The organism is Streptomyces sp. NPDC048420, assembly GCF_040651535.1.
Classification (GTDB): Bacteria; Actinomycetota; Actinomycetes; order Streptomycetales; family Streptomycetaceae; genus Streptomyces.
The window spans coordinates 51,296-73,854 of sequence record NZ_JBEZKG010000017.1; the positions used below are offsets into that span (position 1 = coordinate 51,296).

At 69.4% G+C, this 22,559-nt stretch carries 20 protein-coding genes; 9 read left to right on the forward strand and 11 right to left on the reverse strand.

Annotated features, from left to right (window positions below):
* Positions 1-159: 159 nt before the first annotated feature.
* Together AB0D34_RS30130 and AB0D34_RS30135 are read right to left on the reverse strand one after the other, a co-directional pair.
* On the reverse strand, positions 160-390 hold the full coding sequence (locus AB0D34_RS30130) for a hypothetical protein (RefSeq protein WP_362666955.1): 231 nt from the start codon (positions 388-390) through the stop codon (positions 160-162).
* Positions 391-541: 151 nt separating this feature from the next.
* The gene (locus AB0D34_RS30135; protein WP_362666958.1) at positions 542-2,824 is read right to left on the reverse strand and encodes a heterodisulfide reductase-related iron-sulfur binding cluster; all 2,283 of its coding nucleotides are present in this window, start codon (positions 2,822-2,824) and stop codon (positions 542-544) included.
* Positions 2,825-3,030: 206 nt separating this feature from the next.
* On the opposite strand from AB0D34_RS30135, the gene AB0D34_RS30140 reads away from it, so the two are divergent.
* From AB0D34_RS30140 to AB0D34_RS30160, 5 genes are all read left to right on the forward strand, one after another.
* On the forward strand, positions 3,031-4,050 hold the full coding sequence (locus AB0D34_RS30140) for an MraY family glycosyltransferase (protein WP_362666960.1): 1,020 nt from the start codon (positions 3,031-3,033) through the stop codon (positions 4,048-4,050).
* Positions 4,051-4,144: 94 nt separating this feature from the next.
* Positions 4,145-5,986, forward strand: coding sequence for a molecular chaperone DnaK (gene dnaK, locus AB0D34_RS30145; RefSeq protein ID WP_362666963.1), 1,842 nt, complete (start codon positions 4,145-4,147; stop codon positions 5,984-5,986).
* Positions 5,983-6,633 (forward strand): nucleotide exchange factor GrpE, encoded by a 651-nt coding sequence (grpE, locus tag AB0D34_RS30150; RefSeq protein ID WP_362666966.1) that lies wholly within the window; start codon positions 5,983-5,985, stop codon positions 6,631-6,633. Before dnaK ends, grpE begins: the two co-directional genes overlap by 4 nt.
* Before the next feature lie 36 nt (positions 6,634-6,669).
* A complete protein-coding gene (dnaJ, locus tag AB0D34_RS30155) occupies positions 6,670-7,854 on the forward strand; it encodes a molecular chaperone DnaJ (protein ID WP_362666969.1) in 1,185 nt (394 codons plus the stop codon).
* A gap of 6 nt (positions 7,855-7,860) precedes the next feature.
* Complete coding sequence (locus AB0D34_RS30160) at positions 7,861-8,307, forward strand: helix-turn-helix transcriptional regulator (RefSeq protein WP_362666971.1); 447 nt, start codon at positions 7,861-7,863, stop codon at positions 8,305-8,307.
* A gap of 81 nt (positions 8,308-8,388) precedes the next feature.
* Here AB0D34_RS30160 and AB0D34_RS30165 read toward each other — a convergent pair whose 3' ends face one another.
* Positions 8,389-10,434 (reverse strand): PA14 domain-containing protein, encoded by a 2,046-nt coding sequence (locus AB0D34_RS30165; RefSeq protein ID WP_362666974.1) that lies wholly within the window; start codon positions 10,432-10,434, stop codon positions 8,389-8,391.
* Positions 10,435-10,439: 5 nt separating this feature from the next.
* On the reverse strand, positions 10,440-12,179 hold the full coding sequence (locus tag AB0D34_RS30170) for a PA14 domain-containing protein (RefSeq protein ID WP_362666977.1): 1,740 nt from the start codon (positions 12,177-12,179) through the stop codon (positions 10,440-10,442).
* Between the two features lie 240 nt (positions 12,180-12,419).
* Here AB0D34_RS30170 and AB0D34_RS30175 point away from each other — a divergent pair, with 240 nt between their 5' ends.
* On the forward strand, positions 12,420-13,523 hold the full coding sequence (locus AB0D34_RS30175; RefSeq protein WP_362666981.1) for a substrate-binding domain-containing protein: 1,104 nt from the start codon (positions 12,420-12,422) through the stop codon (positions 13,521-13,523).
* 51 nt (positions 13,524-13,574) lie between these two features.
* On the opposite strand, the gene AB0D34_RS30180 is transcribed toward AB0D34_RS30175, so the two are convergent.
* Genes AB0D34_RS30180 through AB0D34_RS30190 form a run of 3 tightly spaced genes read right to left on the reverse strand, consistent with a single transcriptional unit; the run spans position 13,575 to position 16,887 of the window.
* Positions 13,575-14,414: a transglutaminase family protein gene (locus AB0D34_RS30180; RefSeq protein ID WP_362666984.1), complete on the reverse strand. Its 840-nt coding sequence runs from the start codon at positions 14,412-14,414 to the stop codon at positions 13,575-13,577.
* On the reverse strand, positions 14,411-15,349 hold the full coding sequence (locus AB0D34_RS30185) for an alpha-E domain-containing protein (RefSeq protein WP_362666987.1): 939 nt from the start codon (positions 15,347-15,349) through the stop codon (positions 14,411-14,413). Before AB0D34_RS30185 ends, AB0D34_RS30180 begins: the two co-directional genes overlap by 4 nt.
* A complete protein-coding gene (locus AB0D34_RS30190) occupies positions 15,346-16,887 on the reverse strand; it encodes a circularly permuted type 2 ATP-grasp protein (protein WP_362666990.1) in 1,542 nt (513 codons plus the stop codon). Before AB0D34_RS30190 ends, AB0D34_RS30185 begins: the two co-directional genes overlap by 4 nt.
* A 400-nt stretch (positions 16,888-17,287) precedes the next feature.
* Between AB0D34_RS30190 and AB0D34_RS30195 the strand changes: the two genes are divergently transcribed.
* A complete protein-coding gene (locus AB0D34_RS30195; RefSeq protein WP_362666993.1) occupies positions 17,288-18,316 on the forward strand; it encodes a LuxR C-terminal-related transcriptional regulator in 1,029 nt (342 codons plus the stop codon).
* Here the strand turns inward: AB0D34_RS30195 and AB0D34_RS30200 are convergent.
* The 3 genes from AB0D34_RS30200 to AB0D34_RS30210 are packed head-to-tail and all read right to left on the reverse strand — an operon-like array spanning position 18,279 to position 21,312.
* The gene (locus tag AB0D34_RS30200; protein ID WP_362666996.1) at positions 18,279-19,274 is read right to left on the reverse strand and encodes a LuxR C-terminal-related transcriptional regulator; all 996 of its coding nucleotides are present in this window, start codon (positions 19,272-19,274) and stop codon (positions 18,279-18,281) included. The genes AB0D34_RS30195 and AB0D34_RS30200 overlap by 38 nt on opposite strands.
* Positions 19,271-20,269 carry a helix-turn-helix transcriptional regulator gene (locus AB0D34_RS30205; RefSeq protein WP_362667368.1) on the reverse strand — a complete coding sequence of 333 codons (999 nt, stop codon included), beginning with the start codon at positions 20,267-20,269 and terminating at the stop codon, positions 19,271-19,273. Before AB0D34_RS30205 ends, AB0D34_RS30200 begins: the two co-directional genes overlap by 4 nt.
* A gap of 32 nt (positions 20,270-20,301) precedes the next feature.
* A complete protein-coding gene (locus AB0D34_RS30210; RefSeq protein ID WP_362667371.1) occupies positions 20,302-21,312 on the reverse strand; it encodes a helix-turn-helix transcriptional regulator in 1,011 nt (336 codons plus the stop codon).
* Between the two features lie 112 nt (positions 21,313-21,424).
* Between AB0D34_RS30210 and AB0D34_RS30215 the strand changes: the two genes are divergently transcribed.
* Both AB0D34_RS30215 and AB0D34_RS30220 read left to right on the forward strand, forming a co-directional pair.
* Positions 21,425-21,622: a hypothetical protein gene (locus AB0D34_RS30215; protein WP_362667396.1), complete on the forward strand. Its 198-nt coding sequence runs from the start codon at positions 21,425-21,427 to the stop codon at positions 21,620-21,622.
* 1 nt (position 21,623) lies between these two features.
* Positions 21,624-21,959, forward strand: a complete 336-nt coding sequence (locus AB0D34_RS30220) for a hypothetical protein (RefSeq protein WP_028809089.1) — start codon at positions 21,624-21,626, stop codon at positions 21,957-21,959.
* Between the two features lie 129 nt (positions 21,960-22,088).
* On the opposite strand, the gene AB0D34_RS30225 is transcribed toward AB0D34_RS30220, so the two are convergent.
* Positions 22,089-22,502, reverse strand: a complete 414-nt coding sequence (locus AB0D34_RS30225; protein WP_362666999.1) for a TIGR03618 family F420-dependent PPOX class oxidoreductase — start codon at positions 22,500-22,502, stop codon at positions 22,089-22,091.
* Positions 22,503-22,559: the final 57 nt, after the last annotated feature.

The following is a 22,559-nucleotide window of genomic DNA, read 5'->3' on the forward strand; positions in this document are numbered from 1 at the left end:
ACAATGATGCGCTTGTTCGACACGCGGCGACAGCCCTGTGTGAGGGGTGGAGCGTTCCGGAACCGCCCCTGCGCAGTCCTACAGAGGCCGGGCCCGCACTCCTTCTCCGGATGCGGGCCCGATGCCGGGTGATGAGAGACGCAGTCACGCAGGCATTGGTCAGCGGGAGTCGCCGTCGGTCAACGCCACCTCGAGCACCTGGTCGGAGCCCGCGGGCTTCTTGCCGTTGTAGTCGGCGTTGGTGGTCAGCACCCAGAGCGTGTTCCGACCCGGGACCTTCTCGACGGTGCGCAGTCGACCGTACTGGTCCTGATAGTGCGTGACCGGGGTGCCCACGTCCGTGCCGTCGACGGGAATGCGGTACAGGCGCCTGCCTCGCATGGTCGTCATGTACAGGTCGCATATGTAATAGGTAGGAAATTGGGCGGATAAATAACGCCGTGGCGCGAAATGGTCACCTGATGGGGTAGCGCGAATGACACACCGACGCCCCCTGCCCGGGCTGGGCAGGGGACGTCGGCGGTGTTGGCGGCGGTGTCGGCTACTTCACCGGAGCGGGCTCCGGCTCGCTCTCCGTCTCCGTCACGTCCTCCGGGTCGACCGGCGTCTTCACGGACTCAAGGAGTAGCTGGGCCACGTCCACGACCTGGATGGACTCCTTGGCCTTGCCGTCGTTCTTCTTGCCGTTGACGGAGTCCGTGAGCATGACCAGGCAGAAGGGGCAGGCGGTGGAGACGATGTCGGGGTTCACCGACAGCGCCTCGTCGACGCGCTCGTTGTTGATGCGCTTGCCGATCCGCTCCTCCATCCACATCCGCGCACCACCGGCGCCACAGCAGAAGCCGCGCTCCTTGTGGCGGTGCATCTCCTCGTTGCGGAGGCCCGGGACGTTCGCGATGATCTCGCGCGGCGGGGTGTAGATCTTGTTGTGGCGGCCCAGGTAGCAGGGGTCGTGGTAGGTGATGATGCCCTCGACCGGGGTCACCGGGACCAGCTTGCCCTCGTCCACCAGGTGCTGGAGCAGCTGGGTGTGGTGGATGACCTCGTAGTCGCCGCCGATCTGCGGGTACTCGTTGCCGATCGTGTTGAGGCAGTGCGGGCAGGTCGCGACGATCTTCTTCGCGGACTTGGGCTTGGCGGACTCCGGGACCACCTTGCCGTCGTCGTCCAGCTCCTCGCCGAACGCCATGTTCAGCGCCATGACGTTCTCCATGCCGAGCTCCTGGAAGAGGGGCTCGTTGCCGAGGCGGCGGGCGGAGTCGCCGGTGCACTTCTCGTCGCCGCCCATGATCGCGAACTTGACGCCCGCGATGTGCAGCAGCTCGGCGAAGGCCTTGGTGGTCTTCTTGGCGCGGTCTTCGAGGGCGCCGGCGCAGCCGACCCAGTACAGGTACTCGACCTCGGTGAGGTCCTCGATGTCCTGGCCGACGACCGGGACCTCGAACTCGACCTCCTTGAGCCACTCCAGGCGCTGCTTCTTCGCCAGGCCCCAGGGGTTGCCCTTCTTCTCCAGGTTCTTGAGCATGGTGCCCGCCTCGGACGGGAACGCGCTCTCGATCATCACCTGGTAGCGGCGCATGTCGACGATGTGGTCGACGTGCTCGATGTCGACCGGGCACTGCTCGACACAGGCGCCGCAGGTGGTGCAGGACCACAGGACGTCCGGGTCGATGACGCCGTTGTCCTCAAGAGTGCCGATCAGCGGGCGCTCGGCCTCGGCGAGAGCAGCGGCGGGGACATCCTTGAGGGCCTCGGGAGACGCCTTCTCCTCGCCCTCCATCGTCTTGCCGCCACCGGCCAGCAGGTACGGCGCCTTGGCGTGCGCGTGGTCCCGCAGCGACATGATCAGCAGCTTGGGGGAGAGCGGCTTGCCGGTGTTCCAGGCGGGGCACTGCGACTGGCAGCGGCCGCACTCGGTGCACGTGGAGAAGTCCAGCAGGCCCTTCCAGGAGAACTGCTCGACCTGGGAGACGCCGAAGACGTCGTCGTCACCGGGGTCGGTGAAGTCGATCGGCTTGCCGCCGGAGGTCATCGGCTGGAGGCCGCCCAGGGCCGTCCCGCCGGTCGCCTCGCGCTTGAACCAGATGTTCGGGAAGGCCAGGAAGCGGTGCCAGGCCACACCCATGTTGGTGTTGAGCGAGACGACGATCATCCACACGAAGGACGTGCCGATCTTGATCATCGCGACGAGGTAGACGAGGTTCTGCAGCGTGGCGACGCTCAGGCCCTTGAAGGCCAGGACCAGCGGGTACGAGGCGAAGTACCCGGCCTCGTAGCCGTCCACGTGGTGCAGCGCGCCCTCCAGGCCCCGCAGCACGTAGATGGCGAGGCCGATGGTGAGGATGACGTACTCGACGAAGTACGCCTGGCCCGCCTTGGAGCCGGCGAAGCGGGACTTGCGGCCGGGGCGGGAGGGCAGGCTCAGCAGGCGGATGACGATCAGGACGGCGATGCCCAGGATCGTCATCACACCGATGAACTCGATGTACAGCTCGAACGGCAGGAACTCGCCGATGACCGGCAGCACCCAGTCGGCCTTGAAGAGCTGGCCGAAGGCCTGCGCGAGGGTCGGCGGCAGGGTCAGGAAGCCGATGGCCACGAACCAGTGGGCGAAGCCGACGATGCCCCACCGGTTCATCCGGGTGTGGCCGAGGAACTCCTTCACCAGCGTCACGCTGCGGGCGTAGGGGTTGTCGGTCCTGCTTCCGGCGGGCACGGGCTGGCCCAGCTTGAAGTACCGGACGAACTGGCCGATGGCGCGTGCGAGCAGCGCCACGCCGACCACGGTCAGTACCAGCGACACGATGATCGCGGCGAGTTGCATTTCGGGGCTCCTCGGGCCTGCGAGGGGTTCTGCGAGCAAGATCAGAATGTGATTACTAAGCGGTAACTTATGTAGTCGTCTGAGACTACCCCCATCCTGCGCCGCACTGTAGCCGGGTGGGGGGTGATCTGAATCGCTGAGGGTTACCTTAAAACCCGATCGTGTTATTCGTGCTGAATTGGTACATACGCCGCTAATTTGTGCTTGTGCTCTACGGGATCCTCGCCGCCACCTCCGCCCTGCTCCTCGCCGCCGTGCTCACCGCCCTGCTGCGGCTGCCCGCCCTGCGCCTCGGGATCGTCGACCGGCGATGGCGGCGCCCCCTGCCGCTGTCCGGCGGGGTCGCGGTCGTGGCCGCCACCTGTCTGGTCGCCGTCGTGGGGGAGTGGCAGGGGGTCACGCCCCTCGGCGCGGAGGTCGGGAGACTGCTCGTCGCCGGAGGCGCCGTCGCCCTCCTCGGGCTCGTCGCCGACGTACGGCGGGTCAAGGCGCGGTTCCTCGTCGGCGGTACGGCTGTCGCGGCGGCCTGTGTGGTGCCGTACGAGGACACAGGGGTGCCCGCCGGGCTGCTCGCCGTCGGGTGGATCGTCTTCGTCGCCCTCGGGTTCAAGGCGCTGGACCACGCCGACGGGCTCGCCGGGACCGTCGGGGTCGTCACCGCCTTCGGCGCGGGGTCCTGCGCGGCGGCAGAGGTGATGGACGGGCTCGCCGTGCTGCTGAGCGTGCTGGCCGCCGCGCTGACCGGGTTCCTGATGCACAACTGGCATCCCGCGCGCGTGGGACTCGGTGCCTGCGGGGCGCTGTTCACCGGGTTCGTGCTGGCGTCGGCGGCCGTGACGACCCGCGCGGGGCAGGAACTCGGCGCCGGCGCAGGGGTGTTGTTCGCGCTGACGGCGGTGGTGGCCGCCGACGTGGTGCTCGTGGTGCTCGCGCGGCGACTGTCCGGACGGCCGCTGCTGCGTGCCGCGCCCGACCATCTCGCCCACCGGCTGCGGCGGCTCGGGCTGACCCCGCAGGGCGCGTCCGTACTCCTCGGTCTCGGAGCCTTCGGCGGGGTACTCGTCGGGGTCCTCGTGCACCTCGGGTGGATCGCCGGAACCGGGGTGCTCTGGGTGGGCGCGGGCGCCCTGATCGTCGTGCTGGGGCTGCTTCGCATCAGGCCGCAGCAGCGTCAGCGGGTTGTATCTCCGCAGGTCACGGGCCAGTTGCGTGTAAGGAACGGATAAGAGTTGAGTCCCTGTGACTCAGGTCTGTTGACCGAGTCGCGGGTGTCGTGCACACTTGAGTCCGTTCCACTCAAGTCAGCTGGAGGAAATCACCATGGCACGTGCGGTCGGCATCGACCTGGGCACGACTAACTCCGTCGTCAGCGTTCTGGAGGGCGGCGAGCCCACCGTCATCACCAACGCCGAGGGTGCCAGGACCACGCCGTCCGTCGTCGCCTTCGCCAAGAACGGTGAAGTGCTCGTCGGCGAGGTGGCCAAGCGCCAGGCGGTCACCAACGTGGACCGGACCATCAGGTCCGTGAAGCGCCACATGGGCACCGACTGGAAGACGGAGCTGGACGGGAAGCCCTTCAACCCGCAGCAGATGTCCGCCTTCATCCTGCAGAAGCTGAAGCGGGACGCGGAGTCCTACCTGGGCGAGAAGGTGACCGACGCGGTCATCACCGTCCCGGCGTACTTCAACGACTCCGAGCGCCAGGCGACGAAGGAAGCCGGCGAGATCGCCGGTCTCAACGTCCTTCGTATCGTCAACGAGCCCACCGCGGCCGCGCTCGCGTACGGCCTCGACAAGGACGACCAGACGATCCTCGTCTTCGACCTCGGTGGCGGCACCTTCGACGTGTCCCTCCTGGAGATCGGCGACGGCGTCGTCGAGGTGAAGGCCACCAACGGTGACAACCACCTCGGTGGTGACGACTGGGACCAGCGGGTCGTCGACTACCTGGTGCAGCAGTTCAAGTCAGGCCACGGCGTGGACCTCGCCAAGGACAAGATGGCCCTCCAGCGCCTCCGCGAGGCCGCCGAGAAGGCCAAGATCGAGCTGTCCTCCTCCACCGAGACCTCGATCAACCTGCCCTACATCACGGCCTCCGCCGAGGGCCCGCTGCACCTGGACGAGAAGCTCACCCGGGCCCAGTTCCAGCAGCTGACCGCGGACCTCCTGGAGCGCTGCAAGACCCCGTTCTTCAACGTCATGAAGGACGCCGGCGTCTCCATCAACGAGATCGACCACGTCGTCCTCGTCGGTGGCTCCACCCGTATGCCCGCCGTCGCCGAGCTCGTCAAGGAGCTGACCGGCGGCAAGGACGCCAACAAGGGCGTCAACCCGGACGAGGTCGTCGCCATCGGCGCGTCCCTCCAGGCCGGTGTCCTCAAGGGTGAGGTCAAGGACGTCCTGCTCCTCGACGTGACCCCGCTGTCCCTCGGTATCGAGACCAAGGGCGGCATCATGACCAAGCTCATCGAGCGCAACACCACGATCCCGACCAAGCGGTCCGAGATCTTCACCACGGCCGAGGACAACCAGCCGTCCGTGCAGATCCAGGTCTACCAGGGCGAGCGCGAGATCGCGGCGTACAACAAGAAGCTCGGGATGTTCGAGCTGACCGGTCTGCCGCCGGCCCCCCGTGGCGTCCCGCAGATCGAGGTGTCCTTCGACATCGACGCCAACGGCATCATGCACGTGACCGCCAAGGACCTGGGCACGGGCAAGGAGCAGAAGATGACCGTCACCGGCGGCTCCTCGCTGCCGAAGGACGAGGTCGACCGGATGCGCCAGGAGGCCGAGCAGTACGCGGACGAGGACCACCGTCGCCGCGAGGCCGCCGAGACCCGCAACCAGGGCGAGCAGCTCGTCTACCAGACGGAGAAGTTCCTCAAGGACAACGAGGACAAGGTCCCCGGCGAGGTCAAGACCGAGGTCGAGGCCGCCGTTGAGGAGCTGAAGGCCGCGCTCAAGGGCGAGGACACCGCCGAGATCCGCACCGCGACCGAGAAGGTCGCCGCGGTCTCCCAGAAGGTCGGCCAGGCCATGTACGCCGACGCGCAGGCCGCCCAGGCCGCCGGCGGCGACGCCGGTGCGGAGGCGCCCAGGGCGGACGACGACGTCGTGGACGCCGAGATCGTGGACGACGAGCGCAAGGACGGTGCCGCGTGACGGAGGAGACCCCGGGCTTCGACGAGAAGCCCGACGTCCCCTCCGGCGCCACCCCCGACGACGCCGAGCCGAAGGCCGCCGCCCCCTCTTCGGAGGCGGGGGCGGCCCCGGCCGGGGACGCAACAGCGCAGATCGCCGGCCTCACGGCCCAGCTGGACCAGTCGCGCAAGGCGCTCGACGAGCGCACCGCGGACCTCCAGCGGCTCCAGGCCGAGTTCCAGAACTACCGCCGCCGGGTGGAGCGGGACCGGATCACGGTCAAGGAGATCGCCATCGCGAACCTCCTGACCGAACTCCTGCCCGTGCTCGACGACATCGGCCGCGCCCGGGAACACGGGGAACTGCTCGGCGGGTTCAAGTCCGTCGCGGAGTCCCTGGAGACCGTCGCGGCGAAGATGGGCCTTCAGCAGTTCGGCAAGGAGGGCGAGCCCTTCGACCCGACGATCCACGAGGCCCTGATGCACAGTTACGCGCCCGACGTCACCGAGACGACGTGCGTGGCGATTCTCCAGCCGGGGTATCGCATCGGCGAGCGCACCATCCGCCCCGCGCGGGTGGCGGTCGCCGAACCGCAGCCGGGCGCGCAGACGGTCAAGGACGAGTCCGAGGCCGGCGAGGAGAAGGACAACGGCCCTGAGGAGGGCTGAGATCGCAGGGAACGAGCGGAAGGAGGGACGCTGAGGATGAGCACCAAGGACTTCATCGAGAAGGACTACTACAAGGTCCTCGGCGTCCCCAAGGACGCCACCGAGGCCGAGATCAAGAAGGCGTACCGCAAGCTCGCCCGCGAGTTCCACCCGGACGCCAACAAGGGCAACACCAAGGCCGAGGAGCGCTTCAAGGAGATCTCCGAGGCGAACGACATCCTCGGTGACCCCAAGAAGCGCAAGGAGTACGACGAGGCCCGCGCCCTCTTCGGCAACGGCGGCTTCCGTCCGGGGCCGGGCGGGGCGGGCGGCTCCTTCAACTTCGACCTGGGCGACCTCTTCGGAGGCGGCGCCCAGGGCGGGGGCCAGCAGGGAGCCGGTGGCTTCGGCGGCGGACTCGGAGACGTCTTCGGGGGCCTGTTCAACCGGGGCAGCTCGGGAACTACGCGCGTCCAGCCGAGGCGCGGGCAGGACATCGACACCGAGGTCACCCTCAGCTTCACCGAGGCGATCGAGGGTGCGACGGTTCCGCTGAGGATGTCCTCGCAGGCCCCCTGCAAGGCCTGCTCGGGCACCGGGGACGCCAACGGCAACCCGCGCGTGTGCCCGACCTGTGTCGGCACCGGACAGGTGGCGCGGGGTTCCGGCGGCGGCTTCTCGCTCACCGACCCCTGCCCGGACTGCAAGGGCCGCGGCCTGATCGCGGAGAACCCCTGCGAGATCTGCAAGGGCTCCGGGCGGGCCAAGTCCTCCCGGACCATGCAGGTCCGCATCCCGGCCGGGGTGTCGGACAGCCAGCGGATCCGGCTGCGCGGCAAGGGTGCTCCCGGCGAGCGCGGCGGCCCGTCCGGTGACCTGTACGTCACCGTGCACGTGGACGCCCACCCGGTCTTCGGCCGCAAGGGCGACAACCTCACGGTGACGGTCCCGGTGACCTTCTCGGAGGCGGCGCTCGGCGGCGAGGTCAGGGTCCCGACCCTGGGCGGACCGGCCGTGACGCTCAAGCTGCCCCCGGGCACCCCCAACGGCCGCACCATGCGGGCGCGGGGCAAGGGCGCGGTCCGCAAGGACGGCACCCGGGGCGATCTGCTGGTCACCGTCGAGGTGAGTGTCCCGACCGAGCTGTCGGGGAAGGCTCGTGACGCGCTGGAGGCGTATCGCGAGGCGACCGCGGGTGAGGATCCGCGGGCGGAGCTGTTCCAGGCCGCGAAGGGAGCATGATTCGAGATGGACGGTCGTCGACGCAACCCGTATGAACTGACCGAGGAGACCCCGGTCTACGTCATCTCGGTGGCGGCCCAGCTCTCCGGCCTGCACCCGCAGACGCTGCGCCAGTACGACCGCCTGGGCCTGGTCTCCCCGGACCGCACCGCGGGCCGGGGCCGGCGCTACTCGGCCCGCGACATCGAACTGCTGCGCACCGTCCAGCAGCTGTCGCAGGACGAGGGCATCAACCTCGCCGGCATCAAGCGCATCATCGAGCTGGAGAACCAGGTCGCCGCGCTCCAGTCGAGGGTGGCCGATCTCCAGGCCGCCGTCGAGGGCGCCGCCGCGGCCATCCAGCAGCGCGAGGCGGCGGTGCACGCGTCGTACCGCCGTGACCTGGTGCCGTACCAGGAGGTGCAGCAGACCAGCGCGCTGGTGGTGTGGCGGCCGAAGAAGGCCAAGGACTAGGCGGCGCCGAGCAGTCGTGCGAAGGGGCCCGGAGAGATCTCCGGGCCCCTTCGCCGTGCTCAGACGGTGCTCACACCGTGCTCACTCGGACCGAGGGGCCAGGGCCACCCAGGCGTCGTCCGGGGCGGATTCCGTGCCGTCGGCGTGCACCGCGGTCACCCAGTAGAAGTGGGTGGTGCCGGCCGCGGCCGTGGTGTCGGTGTACGACAGGCCGGTGACCGGTTCGGCGGTCAGCGGCTCGTAGGCGGCGGTGGCCGGGTTCCAGCGGTGGACCCGGTAGCCGGTGATGTCCGTCCCGTGGTACGAGGTGGACAGCCGCCAGGACAGCTCGACCCTGGTACCGTCGGCGGCGGCCTCGGCGTCCGCGTCGACCAGCCAGTCCGACGGGGTCTCGACGGTGGGCCGCAGATCGAGCTCGGTGACGGTGGTGGACACCTCGGTCTCGGCGGAGACGTTGGTGTTGTTGCCCGAGGTGTCCACCGCGTCCACGAAGTAGGTCTGGGTCTCGCCGTCCTGGAGGTTCGCCGAGTCGACGATCCGGCTGCTGCCCGCCGCGACCCGGCCCACGTAGGTGGTCCCGCTGCCGTCGTCCACCGTGCTGCGCCGGTACACGTGGTACTCGGCGATGTCGGCGGCCGGACTGTCGTCCCAGTCCAGGACCGTGCCGTACTCCGTGGCGGTGGCCGTGAACCCGGTGACGAGGGGCGGTGCGGTGCGGTCACCGTAGGTGATCCCCAGGGTGGCCTGTTCCGACTCCCGGCCGAGCGCGTCGACGGTGCTCACTCCGTAGGTGTACTCCCTGCCCGGCACGGCCGTGGCGTCGGTGCAGGTGTAGGTGTACTGGGTGCCGTACGCGGTGTCCGTGAGCTTCGGAGCGCAGGGCACCACCCGGTCGTCGAGGACGACGTAGGTGCCGGTCGCGCTGTCGTAACGCTGCTCCAGGCGGTGCACCCGGAACTCCTGCGGCGCGTGCGGCGACACCTTCCAGGACAGGTCGACGCCGCCACCGTCCTCCGGCCGGTTCTGGAGGTTGTGGAAGTACGGCTTGGCAAGCGGCCGGGCGATCGAGACGACCGATGAGTATCCGGTGTTGCCCGCCGCGTCGGTCGCCGCGATCTTGTAGTAGGAGGTCTCCCCGTACGGGGCGGTGGCATCGGTCGCCGAGTTGCTCGCGCTGCCGACGACCACCTCGAACGGCCCGTCGGGCGAACTGGCCCTCAGCACCTGGTAGTTCAACGACCCCTCGTCGGACATCCACCACAGCAGCACCCCGTCCAGGGGGGTCTCGCTGAGGACCTCGAAGTCACGCACCGTCGGCGCCAGGCGGTCCACCGTGGTGACGCCCTGGTCGGCGGTCCCGCCGGACTCGTTGCCCGCCTTGTCGTAGGCCCGGACCTCGTAGTAGAAGGTCGTGCCCGACTTGGGGAGGGTGGTGTCCGTGTACGACGTGGAGGCGGTCGTCCCCAGCGGCTTGGCGGGGAAGGCGGTGCCCTTGGCGCGTCGGTAGACGCGGTAGCCGGCGAGGTCCATCTCCTTGTTCTTCGTCCAGGTGAGTTTGGCCTTGCCGGTGGTCTTGTCGTACGTCACGGAGGTGCCGGTGGGGACGAGGGGTTTGACCTTGTCGATGTCTGGCGAAGTCCTGGGCGTGTAGGTGACTTTGACCTTGGCGGCGCCGGTCCAGTTGGCGTAGTCGATGCGCAGGGTGTGCTTGCCGGAGGGGATCGTGACGTTGGCGGTCTTCTTCACCGTCGTGGAGACGTTCTTCCAGAGGTCGATCTTGCGTACGCCGTCGAGGTACACGCGGATGCCGTCGAGGCCGGTGGCGTTCAGGGCGAAGGGGCCGCCGGAGCCGAAGTCGCGGGTGACGGTCCAGCGGACGCCGAAGTTGTCCTTCGGGAGGCCGGAGACGGGGGCGCCGCTCCAGCTCTGGTCGATCGCGTTGTCGCAGTCCGTCTTCTTCGGGGTGCCGGAGAAGGACGTGTTCGCGTAGAACTGCCGCTTGAAGACAGGGGAAGTACAGCTCACGGCCGCGGCGGCGGGGGCCGTGGTGACGGCGAGCAGACCGCCGGAGGTGGCGAGCACGACCGCCGTGGCGGCCGCGGCGGTCGTGCGGCTGGCTGGGTTCATGAAGATCACGACTCGCGAGTGGAGGTGAGGGTTGTACCGCCGGCCGGTGCGGTGACCGCCCAGCCGCCCGCGGGCAGGGTCTCGGTGCCGTCGGCCAGGACGCCGGTCACCCAGTAGTAGGAAGTGGTGCCGCGCCGCGCGCCGGTGTCGAGGTACTGCGAGGCGGTGCCGGCGAGGTCGGCGATCCGCTCGTACGAGGAGGTGGCGGGGTTCCACCGGTAGACGCGGAAGCCCTGCGCGGATCCCCCCGACCAGGTGAGCCGGTTGCCCTCGCCGTCCTCGGCCACCGAGAGGTCCAGCGGCGAGCCCTCGGGGGTGGCCACGCTCGGTGTCATGTCGAGCTCGGTGACAACCACGGCCCTGGCCAGGTCGTCGCTCCACTTGTTGGCGGAGTTGCCCTCGTCGTCCACGGCGTCGATGAAGAAGCAGACCTCGTCGCCGTCCGGGAGAGTGGTGTACGTGTAGGACGTCGTGTCGGGCGAGACGTAGTCCACCAGGCCGCCGTAGCAGACCCGTTCGTCCTCGTCGCCCACGAGCTCACCCTTGTGGACCGTGTAGTACCGCAGGTCCGTCGCCGGGCTCTTGTCCCAGGTCAGTTCGAAGCCGTACTCGGTCGGGGTCACGTCGAGGCCGGTGACAAGCGGCGGCGGGTCGTTGTCCCAGATCCGGCCCTCCTGCGGCGCGGACCGGGCGGACTCGTTGCCCGCCGCGTCGACGGCCGAGACACGGTAGTGGTACACGGTGCTCTCGGCGGCCGAGGTGTCCAGGTAGGAGGGCAGTTCGGTGCGGCCGACGGCGGTGTACGTGCCGTTCTCGCTCGTCGCCCTGAAGACGCGGTAGGCCGTCGCGCCCGTGACCTGGTCCCACACGACCTCAAGGCCGCCGGTGCCGGTGCCGCCGGGCCGCACCTCGCCGCTCGCGCTCGTGATGACGGGCACACCCGGCGCGATCCGGTCGACGGTGGCCACCGGCTGGTCGGCGGTGCCGGTCGACTCGTTGCGCGCCTTGTCGTAGGCGCGCAGCTCGTAGTAGTACGTCTCGCCGGTCACCGGCAGCGTGCTGTCGGTGTACGAGGTGAGGGCGGTCGTCGCGAGCGGCGCGGCCGGGAACGACGTGCCCTTGAGGCGTCGGTAGACGCGGTAGCCGGCGAGGTCCATCTCCTTGTTCTTCGTCCAGGTGAGTTTGGCCTTGCCGGTGGTCTTGTCGTACGTCACGGAGGTGCCGGTGGGGACGAGGGGTTTGACCTTGTCGATGTCTGGCGAAGTCCTGGGCGTGTAGGTGACTTTGACCTTGGCGGCGCCGGTCCAGTTGGCGTAGTCGATGCGCAGGGTGTGCTTGCCGGAGGGGATCGTGACGTTGGCGGTCTTCTTCACCGTCGTCGAGACGTTCTTCCAGAGGTCGATCTTGCGTACGCCGTCGAGGTACACGCGGATGCCGTCGAGGCCGGTGGCGTTCAGGGCGAAGGGGCCGCCGGAGCCGAAGTCGCGGGTGACGGTCCAGCGGACGCCGAAGTTGTCCTTCGGGAGGCCGGAGACGGGGGCGCCGCTCCAGCTCTGGTCGATCGCGTTGTCGCAGTCCGTCTTCTTCGGGGTGCCGGAGAAGGACGTGTTCGCGTAGAACTGCCGCTTGAACACGGGAGAGGCGCACGACACGGCCGCGGCGGCGGGGGACGTCGTCAGGGTGACGAGGGTGCCGGCGGTGGCGAGCACGACGGCGGTGGCGGTCGTGCGTCTGGCTGACTTCATTCGATCCTCTGGTCGGACGCGGGACGGCAGTTGTGGGGCTGCGGTGATCACGACTCATGAGGTGTGAAGTTGGTTGTACTAGTGTTCCCGCCAAGTCTTCACACCATCGGCGGAGAGTGGCGTTGCGCACTCGTTAAGTGATTCCGCTTGACGTCGGTGGGCGGCCCCGCGTTGGCTTTTCAGACACATGGGCCGCAATGCCGCGCCCGCGTCCGGAAAGCACCAGAAGTGAGCAGCCCCATGCGTCGTATCGCCATAGCCGTGGCCGCGTCCACGATGACCCTCTCGCTGGCCGCCTGCGGGGCGCTCGGCGCCGCGAGCGGGACCGAGGCGAGCCCGACCAAGGGCAACGACATCACCGTGGGTGTGCTGATGCCGGAGAAGACGAACACCCGCTACGAGGAGTTCGACTACCCGATCATCCAGAAGAAGGTCGCCGAGCTCACCGACAAGCAGGGCAAGACCATCTACGCCAACGGCGAGGCGGACGCCAAGAAGCAGGCCGCGCAGATGCAGCAGATGATCGACGAGAAGGTCGACGTGATCCTGCTGGACGCGGTGGACTCGCACGCCATCGCGGACATGGTGACCAAGGCCAAGGACGCGGGCATCCCGGTCATCGCCTACGACCGGCTCGCCGAGGGCCCGATCGACGCGTACGTCTCCTTCGACAACGAACTCGTCGGCGAGGTCCAGGGCCGCTCCCTCATCGAGGCGCTCGGCTCGGACATCGACACCTCCGACAAGATCGTCATGATCAACGGCTCGCCGTCCGACCCGAACGCCGGACAGTTCAAGGCGGGCGCGATGTCCGAGCTCAACGGCAAGGTGACCATCGCCAAGTCCTACGACGTCGACGGCTGGAAGCCCGAGACCGCGCAGAAGGACATGGCCGAGGCGATCAGCGCGATCGGCAAGGGCAACATCAAGGCCGTGTACTCCGCCAACGACGCCATGGCAGGCGCCGCCATCCAGGCGATGCAGGACGCGGGCATGACGACCATCCCGCCGATCACCGGCCAGGACGCGGAGCTGGCCGCGGTGCAGCGGATCGTCTCCGGCCAGCAGTACATGAGCGTCTACAAGCCGTACCCGGGCGAGGCCGAGGCCGCCGCGGAGATGGCCGTGATGAAGATCCAGGGGAAGTCCATCCAGTTCGACGCCCTCGCCACGGACAGCGTCGACAGCCCCACCGACAAGGACATCCCGGCCCAGCTCGTCCAGGTCGTCGCCCTGACCAAGGACAACATCAAGAGCACGGTCGTCAAGGACGGCATCTACACCGTCAAGGACATCTGCACCTCGCAGTACAAGAGCGCCTGCGCGGCGGCGGGCCTGAAGTAGTCGACACGGTGAGGGGCCGGAGGGGAGTCCCCTCCGGCCCCTCACCGCTGTTCACGCCACCCGCGTGAACTCCACCGTCACCTCCGGCGACCCGCCCGCGACACCCCGGTAGATCCCCTTGTGCGGGGTCACGTCGTCGTAGTCACGGCCCCGGGCCACCACCACATGGGTCTCGTCGGCGCGGACCCGGTTGGTGGGGTCGTAGCCGCACCAGTCGCCCGCCCAGTACTCGATCCAGGCGTGGCTCTCCCCGGCGACGGGCCGGTGGAGTTCGGCCTCGCGTTCCGGGTGGAGGTAGCCGGAGACATAGCGGGCCGGGAGGCCGGCACCCCGCAGCAGGGCGACGGTGAGATGGGTGATGTCCTGGCAGACGCCGGCGCCCTGCTCCCAGGCCTCCGCGGGGGAGGTGTTCACGCTGGTCGTGCCGGGGAGGTACGACACCCGGTCGGCGACCAGCGCCGACACCGCGACCGCCGTCTCGTGCGGGTCGAGGCCGGCCGCCGCCTTCCGTGCCTTCTTGACCAGCTTCGGCGGGACCGTCGTACGGCCCGTCGGGTGCGCGAACTCCAACAGGCGGGTCCCCGCGATGCGTTCGGCCACCTCGGCCCACGTGGGCGCGGCCGGCAGCGGCTCCGGCGGGGACGTCTCGACCAGGCTGGACGCCGTGATGGTGAGATGGCCGTGCGGGTCCATCAGGTCGAAGCCGGTGACCTGGGTGCCCCAGTAGTCCCAGTACGACCAGGTCGGCGTGGTCGGGTTGACGGTGACCCGGGCGTCCAGGGTGGTCTGGGCGGGCAGGGTCAGCGGGGTCATCCGGACCTCGTTGTGGGACGAGGCCGCGGGCTGGGCGTACGCCACCTTGGTGACGTGCTTGATCCGGAGGCGGGTCATCGTCCGGCTCCTTCCTGGGCCCACTCGACGGGCCCCTGGTACGGGAAGAACCGCTCCGCCACCGCCTCCGCGGAGGCCATGCACGCGGTCTGCAAGTCCCGCAGCAGCAGGGGTAGTTGATCCTCCAGGGCGGCCAGGTCGAGGTATTCGAGGCGGGTGCGCATCCGGCCGATGGGGCGGCGCGCGGGGTCCTGGCGGGGGCGGCCGAGCGCGGTCAGGCACTCCTCCGCCGTCGTCAGGGCGTGCAGCGCGGAGCGCGGGAAGTCCCGGTCCAGGAGCAGGAACTCGGCCACCCGCGGGGTGTCGCCGAAACCGCTGTACACGCGCGCGTACGCCTCGTCGGCGCCCGAAGCGCTCAGCAGGGTCGGCCAGTCGGGCGCGTGGGCCGCGTCCAGGACGCGGACCGACAGCAGCCGTACGGTCATGTCCACCCGCTCCAGGCTCCGGCCAAGGACCACGAAACGCCAGCTGTCGTCGCGGCTCATGGTGGAGTCGGCGAGCCCGAAGAAGAGGGCCGCGCGGCGCCGTACGAGTTCCAGATAGGCGTAGGGGCCCGTACGGCGGGCCGCGAGCCGCTGGTCGGCGAGCGCGTGCCAGGTGGAGTTCAGGCACTCCCACATCTCGGAGGAGACGGCCTCACGGGCGCTGCGGGCGTTGAGCCGGGCCGCGCCGAGCGCGCCCTCGATGGAGCAGGTGGAGCGGGCGTCGAAGGCGAGCTGGTCGAGGACCTGCTGCATGTCGACCCGGGTGCCGCCCGCGTCGACGCCGAGGATCGCGTACAGCGACCGGCAGGCCACGTCCTCGTCGCGCCACGGGTCCTCCAGCATCCGGTGGAGGTAGGCGTCGAGAATCCGCCCGGTGGCGTCCGCCCGCTCGACGTAGCGGCCGGTCCAGGTGAGGGCCTCGGCTATCCGGGAGAGGATCACGTCGTTCACTGCTGGGCCCCTTCCTGTACGACGGTGGAGGTGCCGTCGGGACCGTGCTGACGCGGGGCGATGTCCAGGAGGGCGTTGCGGTCGGCGAGCCTGGGCGGCTCGGCGGGGCCCTCGGCGAGTACCCAGGTGTCCTTGGAGCCGCCGCCCTGGCTGGAGTTGACGATCAGGTTGCCCTCCTGGAGGGCGACCCGGGTCAGGCCGCCGGGCAGGACCCAGATGTCGTTGCCGTCGTTGACGGCGAAGGGTCGCAGGTCGATGTGGCGGGGCGCCATGCGTTCACCCGCGAGGGTGGGGGAGGTGGACAGGGCGACCGGGCGCTGGGCGATGAAGCCGCGGGGGTCCTTGCGGACCGCCTCGCGGGTCTTCTCCAGGGTCTCGCGGTCGGACTTCGGGCCGATGACGATGCCCTGGCCGCCGGCCCCGTCGACGGGCTTCACGACCAGCTGGTCGATCTGGTCGAGCACTGCTTCCAACTGCCCCGGCTCGTCCGGGCGGAACGACTCCACGTTGGGGAGAATCGGTTCCTCGGAGAGGTAGTAGCGGATCAGGTCGGGGACGTAGGTGTACAGCAGCTTGTCGTCCGCGATGCCGTTGCCCACCGCGTTGGCGAGGGTGACATGGCCCGCCATGGCCGCCCCGAGGATGCCCGGGCAGCCGATCACCGAGTCGGGGCGGAAGTGCAGCGGATCGAGGAAGTCGTCGTCCAGGCGCCGGTATACGACATGGACGGGCACCTCGCCACGGGTGGTCCGCATCCACACCCGGTTGTTGCGGCACACCAGGTCGTGTCCCTCGACCAGTTGCACACCCATCAGCCGGGCGAGCAGGGCGTGTTCGAAGTAGGCGGCGTTGTTGGGGCCGGGGGTGAGGACCACGACCCGGGGGTCCTGGGCCCCGTCGGGGGCGGCGGCGCGCAGGGCGGCGAGCAGCTTCTGCGCGTAGCCGTCGACGGGCAGCACATGCTGTTCGGCGAAGAGGGACGGGAAGACACGGGTCATCGCGCGCCGGTTCTCGATGACGTACGACACCCCGCTGGGCACCCGGACGTTGTCCTCCAGGACCCGGAAGTCGCCCTGCTCGTCCCGTACGAGGTCGATGCCGGCGACATGGATGCGCACCCGGTTGACCGGCTCGATCCCGTGGGCGGCGCGGTGGAAGTGCGGTGAGTTCAGCAGCAGCCGCCAGGGCACGACGCCGTCCTCGAAGGCACGGGCGTGTCCGTAGGCGTCGGCGAGGTAGGCCTCCAGGGCCCTGACTCTCTGGCTCACCCCGCGTTGTATGAGATCCCATTCGAGGGCGTCGAGGATCCTGGGCACGAGGTCCAGCGGCCAGGGCCGCTCCTCGCCCGCGAAGGCGTAGGTCACGCCTCTGTCCGTGAACGCCCGGGCCATCTGGTCGGCCCGGAACCTGAGTTCACTCGGTTCGATCGGCTGAAGCGCAGCCAGCACCGGCTCATAGGCGGTCCTGACCTCACCTGGCCGCTCGAACATCTCGTCCCACGCGTCGGCCAACGCGTACGCGTCAAATATGTCCGCCATGACCTGACGTTAAGTGCGGCACGTAACGGGTTGATCACTGCGGGATTTCCGGGAGTTGACACGCGGAGCGGGTCGCTCCGCGGGGGGCCGGTGTGGTCGGTCGGTCGTGGTGCGGCTGCGGGCCGGTGGGGGCTTGGCGCGCAGTTCCCCGCGCCCCTGGGTGGGTGCGGTGAAGGTCCGTTCAGCTGTACCCACCGGCCCGCAGCTTGTTGCAGGCGGGTGCGGGGAGGCCTGGATGCAGTGGTGCATATCGGCCGTATTCCCCTGCCCTGGCCCGAGGAGCCGTGTTGCGGAGCGGGTCGGGGCCGCGCATAGTTGCGGGGCCGAGTGGGCTTCGCCGCCCTGAGGGGAAAACAGGACAAGAGGGCGGTAGACGCTGGAACCGGGGGTGGGATGGGGAATGGCCGGGTACGGGGCGGACGACCATCCACACGGTGCTGACCGGCTGTGCGAGACCGGGGACCGGGTGTACTCCCGGGCCGTACGGCGCGGCCGGGTGCCGCGCGCCGACGCCGAACCGGTGCCCTGTCTGCTGGAGCTGGCGCTGCTGCACCCGGACCCCGACGACATGGACTGGCTGGTCCCGACCGCCCCGCAGGAGGTCATGACCCGGCTGCTGCGCGGGGTCCACGACGAGGTCAGCGAGAGCCAGCGGCGGGTGGGCGCGGCGGTCGCGGCGGTGGAGCGGTACGCGGGCCTCGGGCCCAGTGTCGTCGCGGGCGCCGGGGAGGGCACCGCGATCCGCGTCCTGGACGGCCTCTCGCGCATCCAGGCCGCGATGGACGAGGCGACCGAGGCGTGCACCACGGAGGTCCTCACCGTCCAGCCCGGCGGAATCCGCCCCGAGCACGAACTGACGGAGGGCCTGCACCGGGCGCTCGCGCTGCGCGGCCGGGGCGTGCGCATGCGGGACCTGTACACCCACGTGGCGCGGCACGGCCAGGGCCTGCTGAACTACCTGGAACTGATGGGCGGTTCGGTCCAGGCCCGCACCCTCGACGAGGTCATCGACCGGCTGATCCTCTTCGACCGCACGGTGGCCTTCATCCCCGCGAACGCCGACCGCACCCTCGCCCTGGAGCTACGGCACCCCGCCCTCGTGGCATACCTGGTGACGGTCTTCGAACGCCTGTGGCGCCTCGCGATCCCCCTCACCGCCCCCCTCCCCGACACCGGCATCGAGGGCATCTCCCACCGCGAGCAGTCCATCGCGGCCCTGCTCGCCGAGGGGCATCAGGACGCGGTGATCGCGGAACGCCTCGGCATAAGCGTCCGCACCTGCCGGGCCCACATCGCCCGCCTCTCGGAGACCCTCGGGGCGGCCAGCCGCACGCAGTTGGGCGTCCGGATAGCGCAGGTGGGCCTGGACCGCCCGACGTCCGTCACCCCGCTCACGCTCCCCGGTCAAGAATCCCGGACCGTCCGATGAGATAGCCGAGCTGTGCGCGGCTCTCGCTGCCCAGCGTCACCGCGAGCTTGGCGATGTGGACGCGTGCGGTACGGATGTTCATGCCGAGCCGGTCGGCGATCTCGGCGTCGGTGTGGCCCTCGACGAGCAGCCCCGCGATGGCGCGCTGGCGGGGCGTGATCCCGTTCAGGCTGGGCCGGTGGACGGTCTGCGGATACATCGGTGTGGCCTGCCACCACAGCCGGTCGAAGGTGTGGGCCAGGAACTCCACCAGGGCCGGGTGCCGGACCTCCAGCGCGAGCGTGCCGTCCCCGCCGGCCGGCACGAAGGCGACGTCCCGGTCGGCGACGATGAGCCGGTCGGTGACCTCGTCCAGGGAGCGGGCCTCGGCGTCGCCGCGGAGCTGCTCGTAGCGGGCGAGGACCAGCGGCATATGGCGCTGGGTGTGCTGGTACAGGGTGCGGATACGGCCGCCGCGGTCGAGGAGCGCCTGGTCCCGGCTCATCGCCACCACCTGCGCCGCGGCGCCCCGGCTGTCGCTGTAGTGGACGTTCGGCTGCACACACAGCAGTTCGCGCACGACGCCGGCCATGGCCTCGGTGATGGCCTCGTTGATCGGGCCGGTGCCGCTGAGGACCCTGATCGCCGGGTGCTCCGCGGCCGCCGCACCCCGTCCGTCGATCCGCAGCAGCGGTACGAACGCCTCGGCCAGCCGCGTCGCACGCCGCCGTTCGTGCACCACACGGTCGGTGGTGGAGCGGAGCATGCGGTGCAGGGCGAGGGCGGGGGAGACGGGTTCCAGCCGGGCGGGGTCCCGCGGGTCGGTGTGGAGCAGTCCGGTCTCTTCGAGACAGGGCAGGGCGGAGGCCTCCCGCTTGCTGACCCCGCCCTCGCGCAGGGCGCGTTCGTAGAGCTCGATGCCTGCCGGGCAGGGGTCGTCCGGCCCGTGCGCCGGGTGGCCGGCCGCCGCGGTCGTCACTCGGTCGGGTCCTCCTGGCCGAGGATGCCGGACTGCCCGATGAGATAGCCGAGTTGGGCGCGGCTCTCGCTGCCGAGGGTGGCGGCGAGTTTGGCGATGTGGACGCGGGCGGTGCGGATGTTCATGCCGAGGCGGTCGGCGATGACGGCGTCGGTGTGGCCCTCGACGAGGAGGGCGGCGATGGCTCGTTGGCGCGGGGTGATGCCGTCGGGGGAGGGCGGCTGAACCGCTTCCGGGTACATCGGGGTCGCCAGGCGCCACAGCCGGTCGAAGGCGGTCACGAAGAAGGAGATCAGGGCCGGGTGGCGGACCTCCAGGGCCAGGGTGCGGTCCTTGTTGGCGGGGATGAAGGCCACGGTCCGGTCCACGATGATCAGGCGTTCCGTCACCTCGTCCAGGGAACGGGCCTCCACGTCGCCCCGCAGCCGCTCGTAGCGGGCCACGACGCCGGGGGCGTGGCGCTGGGTGTGCTGGTAGAGGGTGCGGATACGGCCGCCCCGGTCGAGCAGGGCCTGGTCGCGGTCGAAGGCCTCGACGAGCACGGTGGGGGGTGTCCGGGCGTGTCTGTCGCTGGTGTTCGGCTGGATGGCCAGCAGTTCGGAGGCGGCGGCCATGGTCTGACCGATGACCCGGCTGATGAGATCGAGCCCGCTGAGGACGCTGATCATCGAGGAGTCGTCGGCGCCCGTACGGCGGCCGTCGATCCGCAACAGCGGCTCGAACACCTCGGCCAGCCGGGCCTCACGCCGCCGTTCGTCCGCGATGCGCTCCTCCGTGATCCGCAGCATGCGGTGCAGGGCGACGGCCGGGGCGACCGGTTCCAGCCGGTCCGGGTCCGTGACGGCGGGATGCAGGAGCCCGAAGTCGACCAGGCAGGGCGCGTCTTCGGCGTCGACACCGAGCACGTACCCCTCCCGCAGGGCCCGTGCGTACAGCTCCGTCCCCGCCGCGCACAGGTTTTCCACGCCGTGCTCCGGATGCGGCACCGGGGTCACTCGGTCCTCGGCTCCGTGTGTGTGCGCCCCGGTCATGGGTGGTCTTCTCCCCCGGGTATCGGCTGGTCGGGCTGCAGGATGCCCGACTGCGCTATGAGGAAGCCGAGTTGTGCGCGGCTGCCGCTGCCGAGGGCGGTCGCGAGTTTGGCGATATGGGCTCGGCAGGTGCGTACGTTCATGCCCAGGCGGCGGGCTATCGCTTCGTCGACGTGGCCCTCGACGAGGAGCTTGGCGATGGAGTGCTGGATGTCGGTGATGCCGTCAGGGGCCGTTTCGTAGGGAGCGCCGGCGCTCAGCGGGACCGCTCGGTTCCACATGAACTCGAAGATCTTGATCAAGTACCGGACGAGACCGGGGTGCCGGATCTCGAGAGCGACCTGCCGGTCCTCCCGGACCGGGATGAAGGCAACGGTCTCGTCGCAGACGATGAGGCGTTCGACCAGTTCGTCGATGGTGCGGTACTCCGCCTTCCCGCTCGTGAACCGGTCCACGTACGCCAGCCGTTCGGGGCTGTACCTGGCTGTGTGCTGGTACAGCGTGCGGATGCGCACCCCCCGCTCGGTGAGGGTCTTGTCGCGCTCCAACCCTTCGATGACCCTGCGTTCGGGGTGGCGGGCGCTCGGCTGGACGGTGAGTACCTCGTTCTGGCACTGGGTCGTCGCCAGGTCGAGAGCCGCGTTTATGCGGTCCAGCCCCTCCAGCACCGTGATCGAGTGGGTGGGCGCCGTGCCCTGGGCGCTCAGTGCCATGAACGGCTCGAAGACTTCGGCCAGCTGGACCGATGTGCGCCGCTGCTCGGATATCTCGCGCTCGATCGGGTTCAGCCGCTGGGCCAGGGCGACCGAGGGAGGGATCGGGCGCAGCCAGTTCGCGTCGTCGGGGTCGGGGTGCAGGAGGGCGAACTGCATGAGACACGGGGCGGTCTCCACGTCCGAGCGGGCGATACGTCCGGTGCGCAGAGCGTTCGCGTAGAGGCGGCTCCCCTCCTCACATAGTTCAGTAATCGCATGGGGATGCGTTACGTTGGTCCGATTTGTTGTCAAATCTCCACCCCCCAGGGTCCTGAACATGCAGGAACATGATGCACTGACTCTGTGGCCATGACGTGTCTGAATGAGCCATCGTCTTATCCGACGGGGGAAGAGGGACCTTCAAGTGAGGACGAAGCCGACTATGGGTAAGAGAATGCTTCGCTCGGTGCTTGTCGCCGCCTTCTCCGCCGTTGTGGCCTTCGGCACGCTGAGTGGCCTCTCTGCTGTGAAGAGTGACGCGCACACAAGCGATGTGAAGTCAGTGGTAGTGGCGTCCGACGAGAATGCCGAGCTCTTCCCGGCCGACACCATCTGGTCTTGACATGACTACTCCACCCGACGACCGCTCCTTCCGCAGAGAAATGGCCACCGCCTACCGCTCCGGCTGGCACTTCATCGACCTCGTCACCGCGATCCCCCACCCCGGTGACTCGTTGATGGTGACCGTCTTCGGCGAACCGGTGGTCGTCACTCGGGACGAGGACGAGGACGTACGGGCGTACCGGTGTCTGCGGCGGCCTCGGGGGGCGCCGCAGCCTGTTCGGTGTGCCATCCGGTACGGAATGATCTTTGTGAATCTTGACCAACGAGACCATCGGCTGGTGGAACCGGAAACCCCCACCCCCCGGACCATCTCAGCCACCCCCCGCAGTGCCTGACGCGATTCCCCCGTCGTAACAGATCGCTCAGGCGCTTCCCCCCGCAGCGGCGTCACCGTGACCTGAACACGGTGACGCCGCTGCAGTTTTCTGGGGATATTTCCGAGTATCAGATGATCGAGTGGTGGCTCAAAAATGGCCCATCGCCCTGGTCAGTGAGATCTCGACGACCACCCGGGCCGGGTTCGGCCGCGGTGTTCGCTCGTAGCGCTCTGCGTACCGCCGCTCCGCCTCCGCGACCTGCTCGGGTTCCGTGCGCACCCGCGCCACTCCCTCCAGCGTCGCCCACCGCCGCCCCTCCAGCTGGCACACCGCGACCCGAGCCCCGCCCTCCCCGGCCGCCAGTACGTGCCGTACCTTCGCGCTCGTCCGGCTCGCGATCACCCGAGCAAGGCGGGCCTCGGGGTCGTATGTCACCCCGACGGGCACCACGTGCGGGCTCCCGTCCCGGCGGAGGGTGGTCAGTGTGCACAGATGCCGTTCTCGCCAGAAGCTGAGGAATGACGGGTCCGGGGCACCCGGATCCTGGGCGTAGGAGGTCATGCCGGGGACGCTAGTCCCCTCATCCCTCCCGAACACCGCCTTGAGTGGAATAGACTC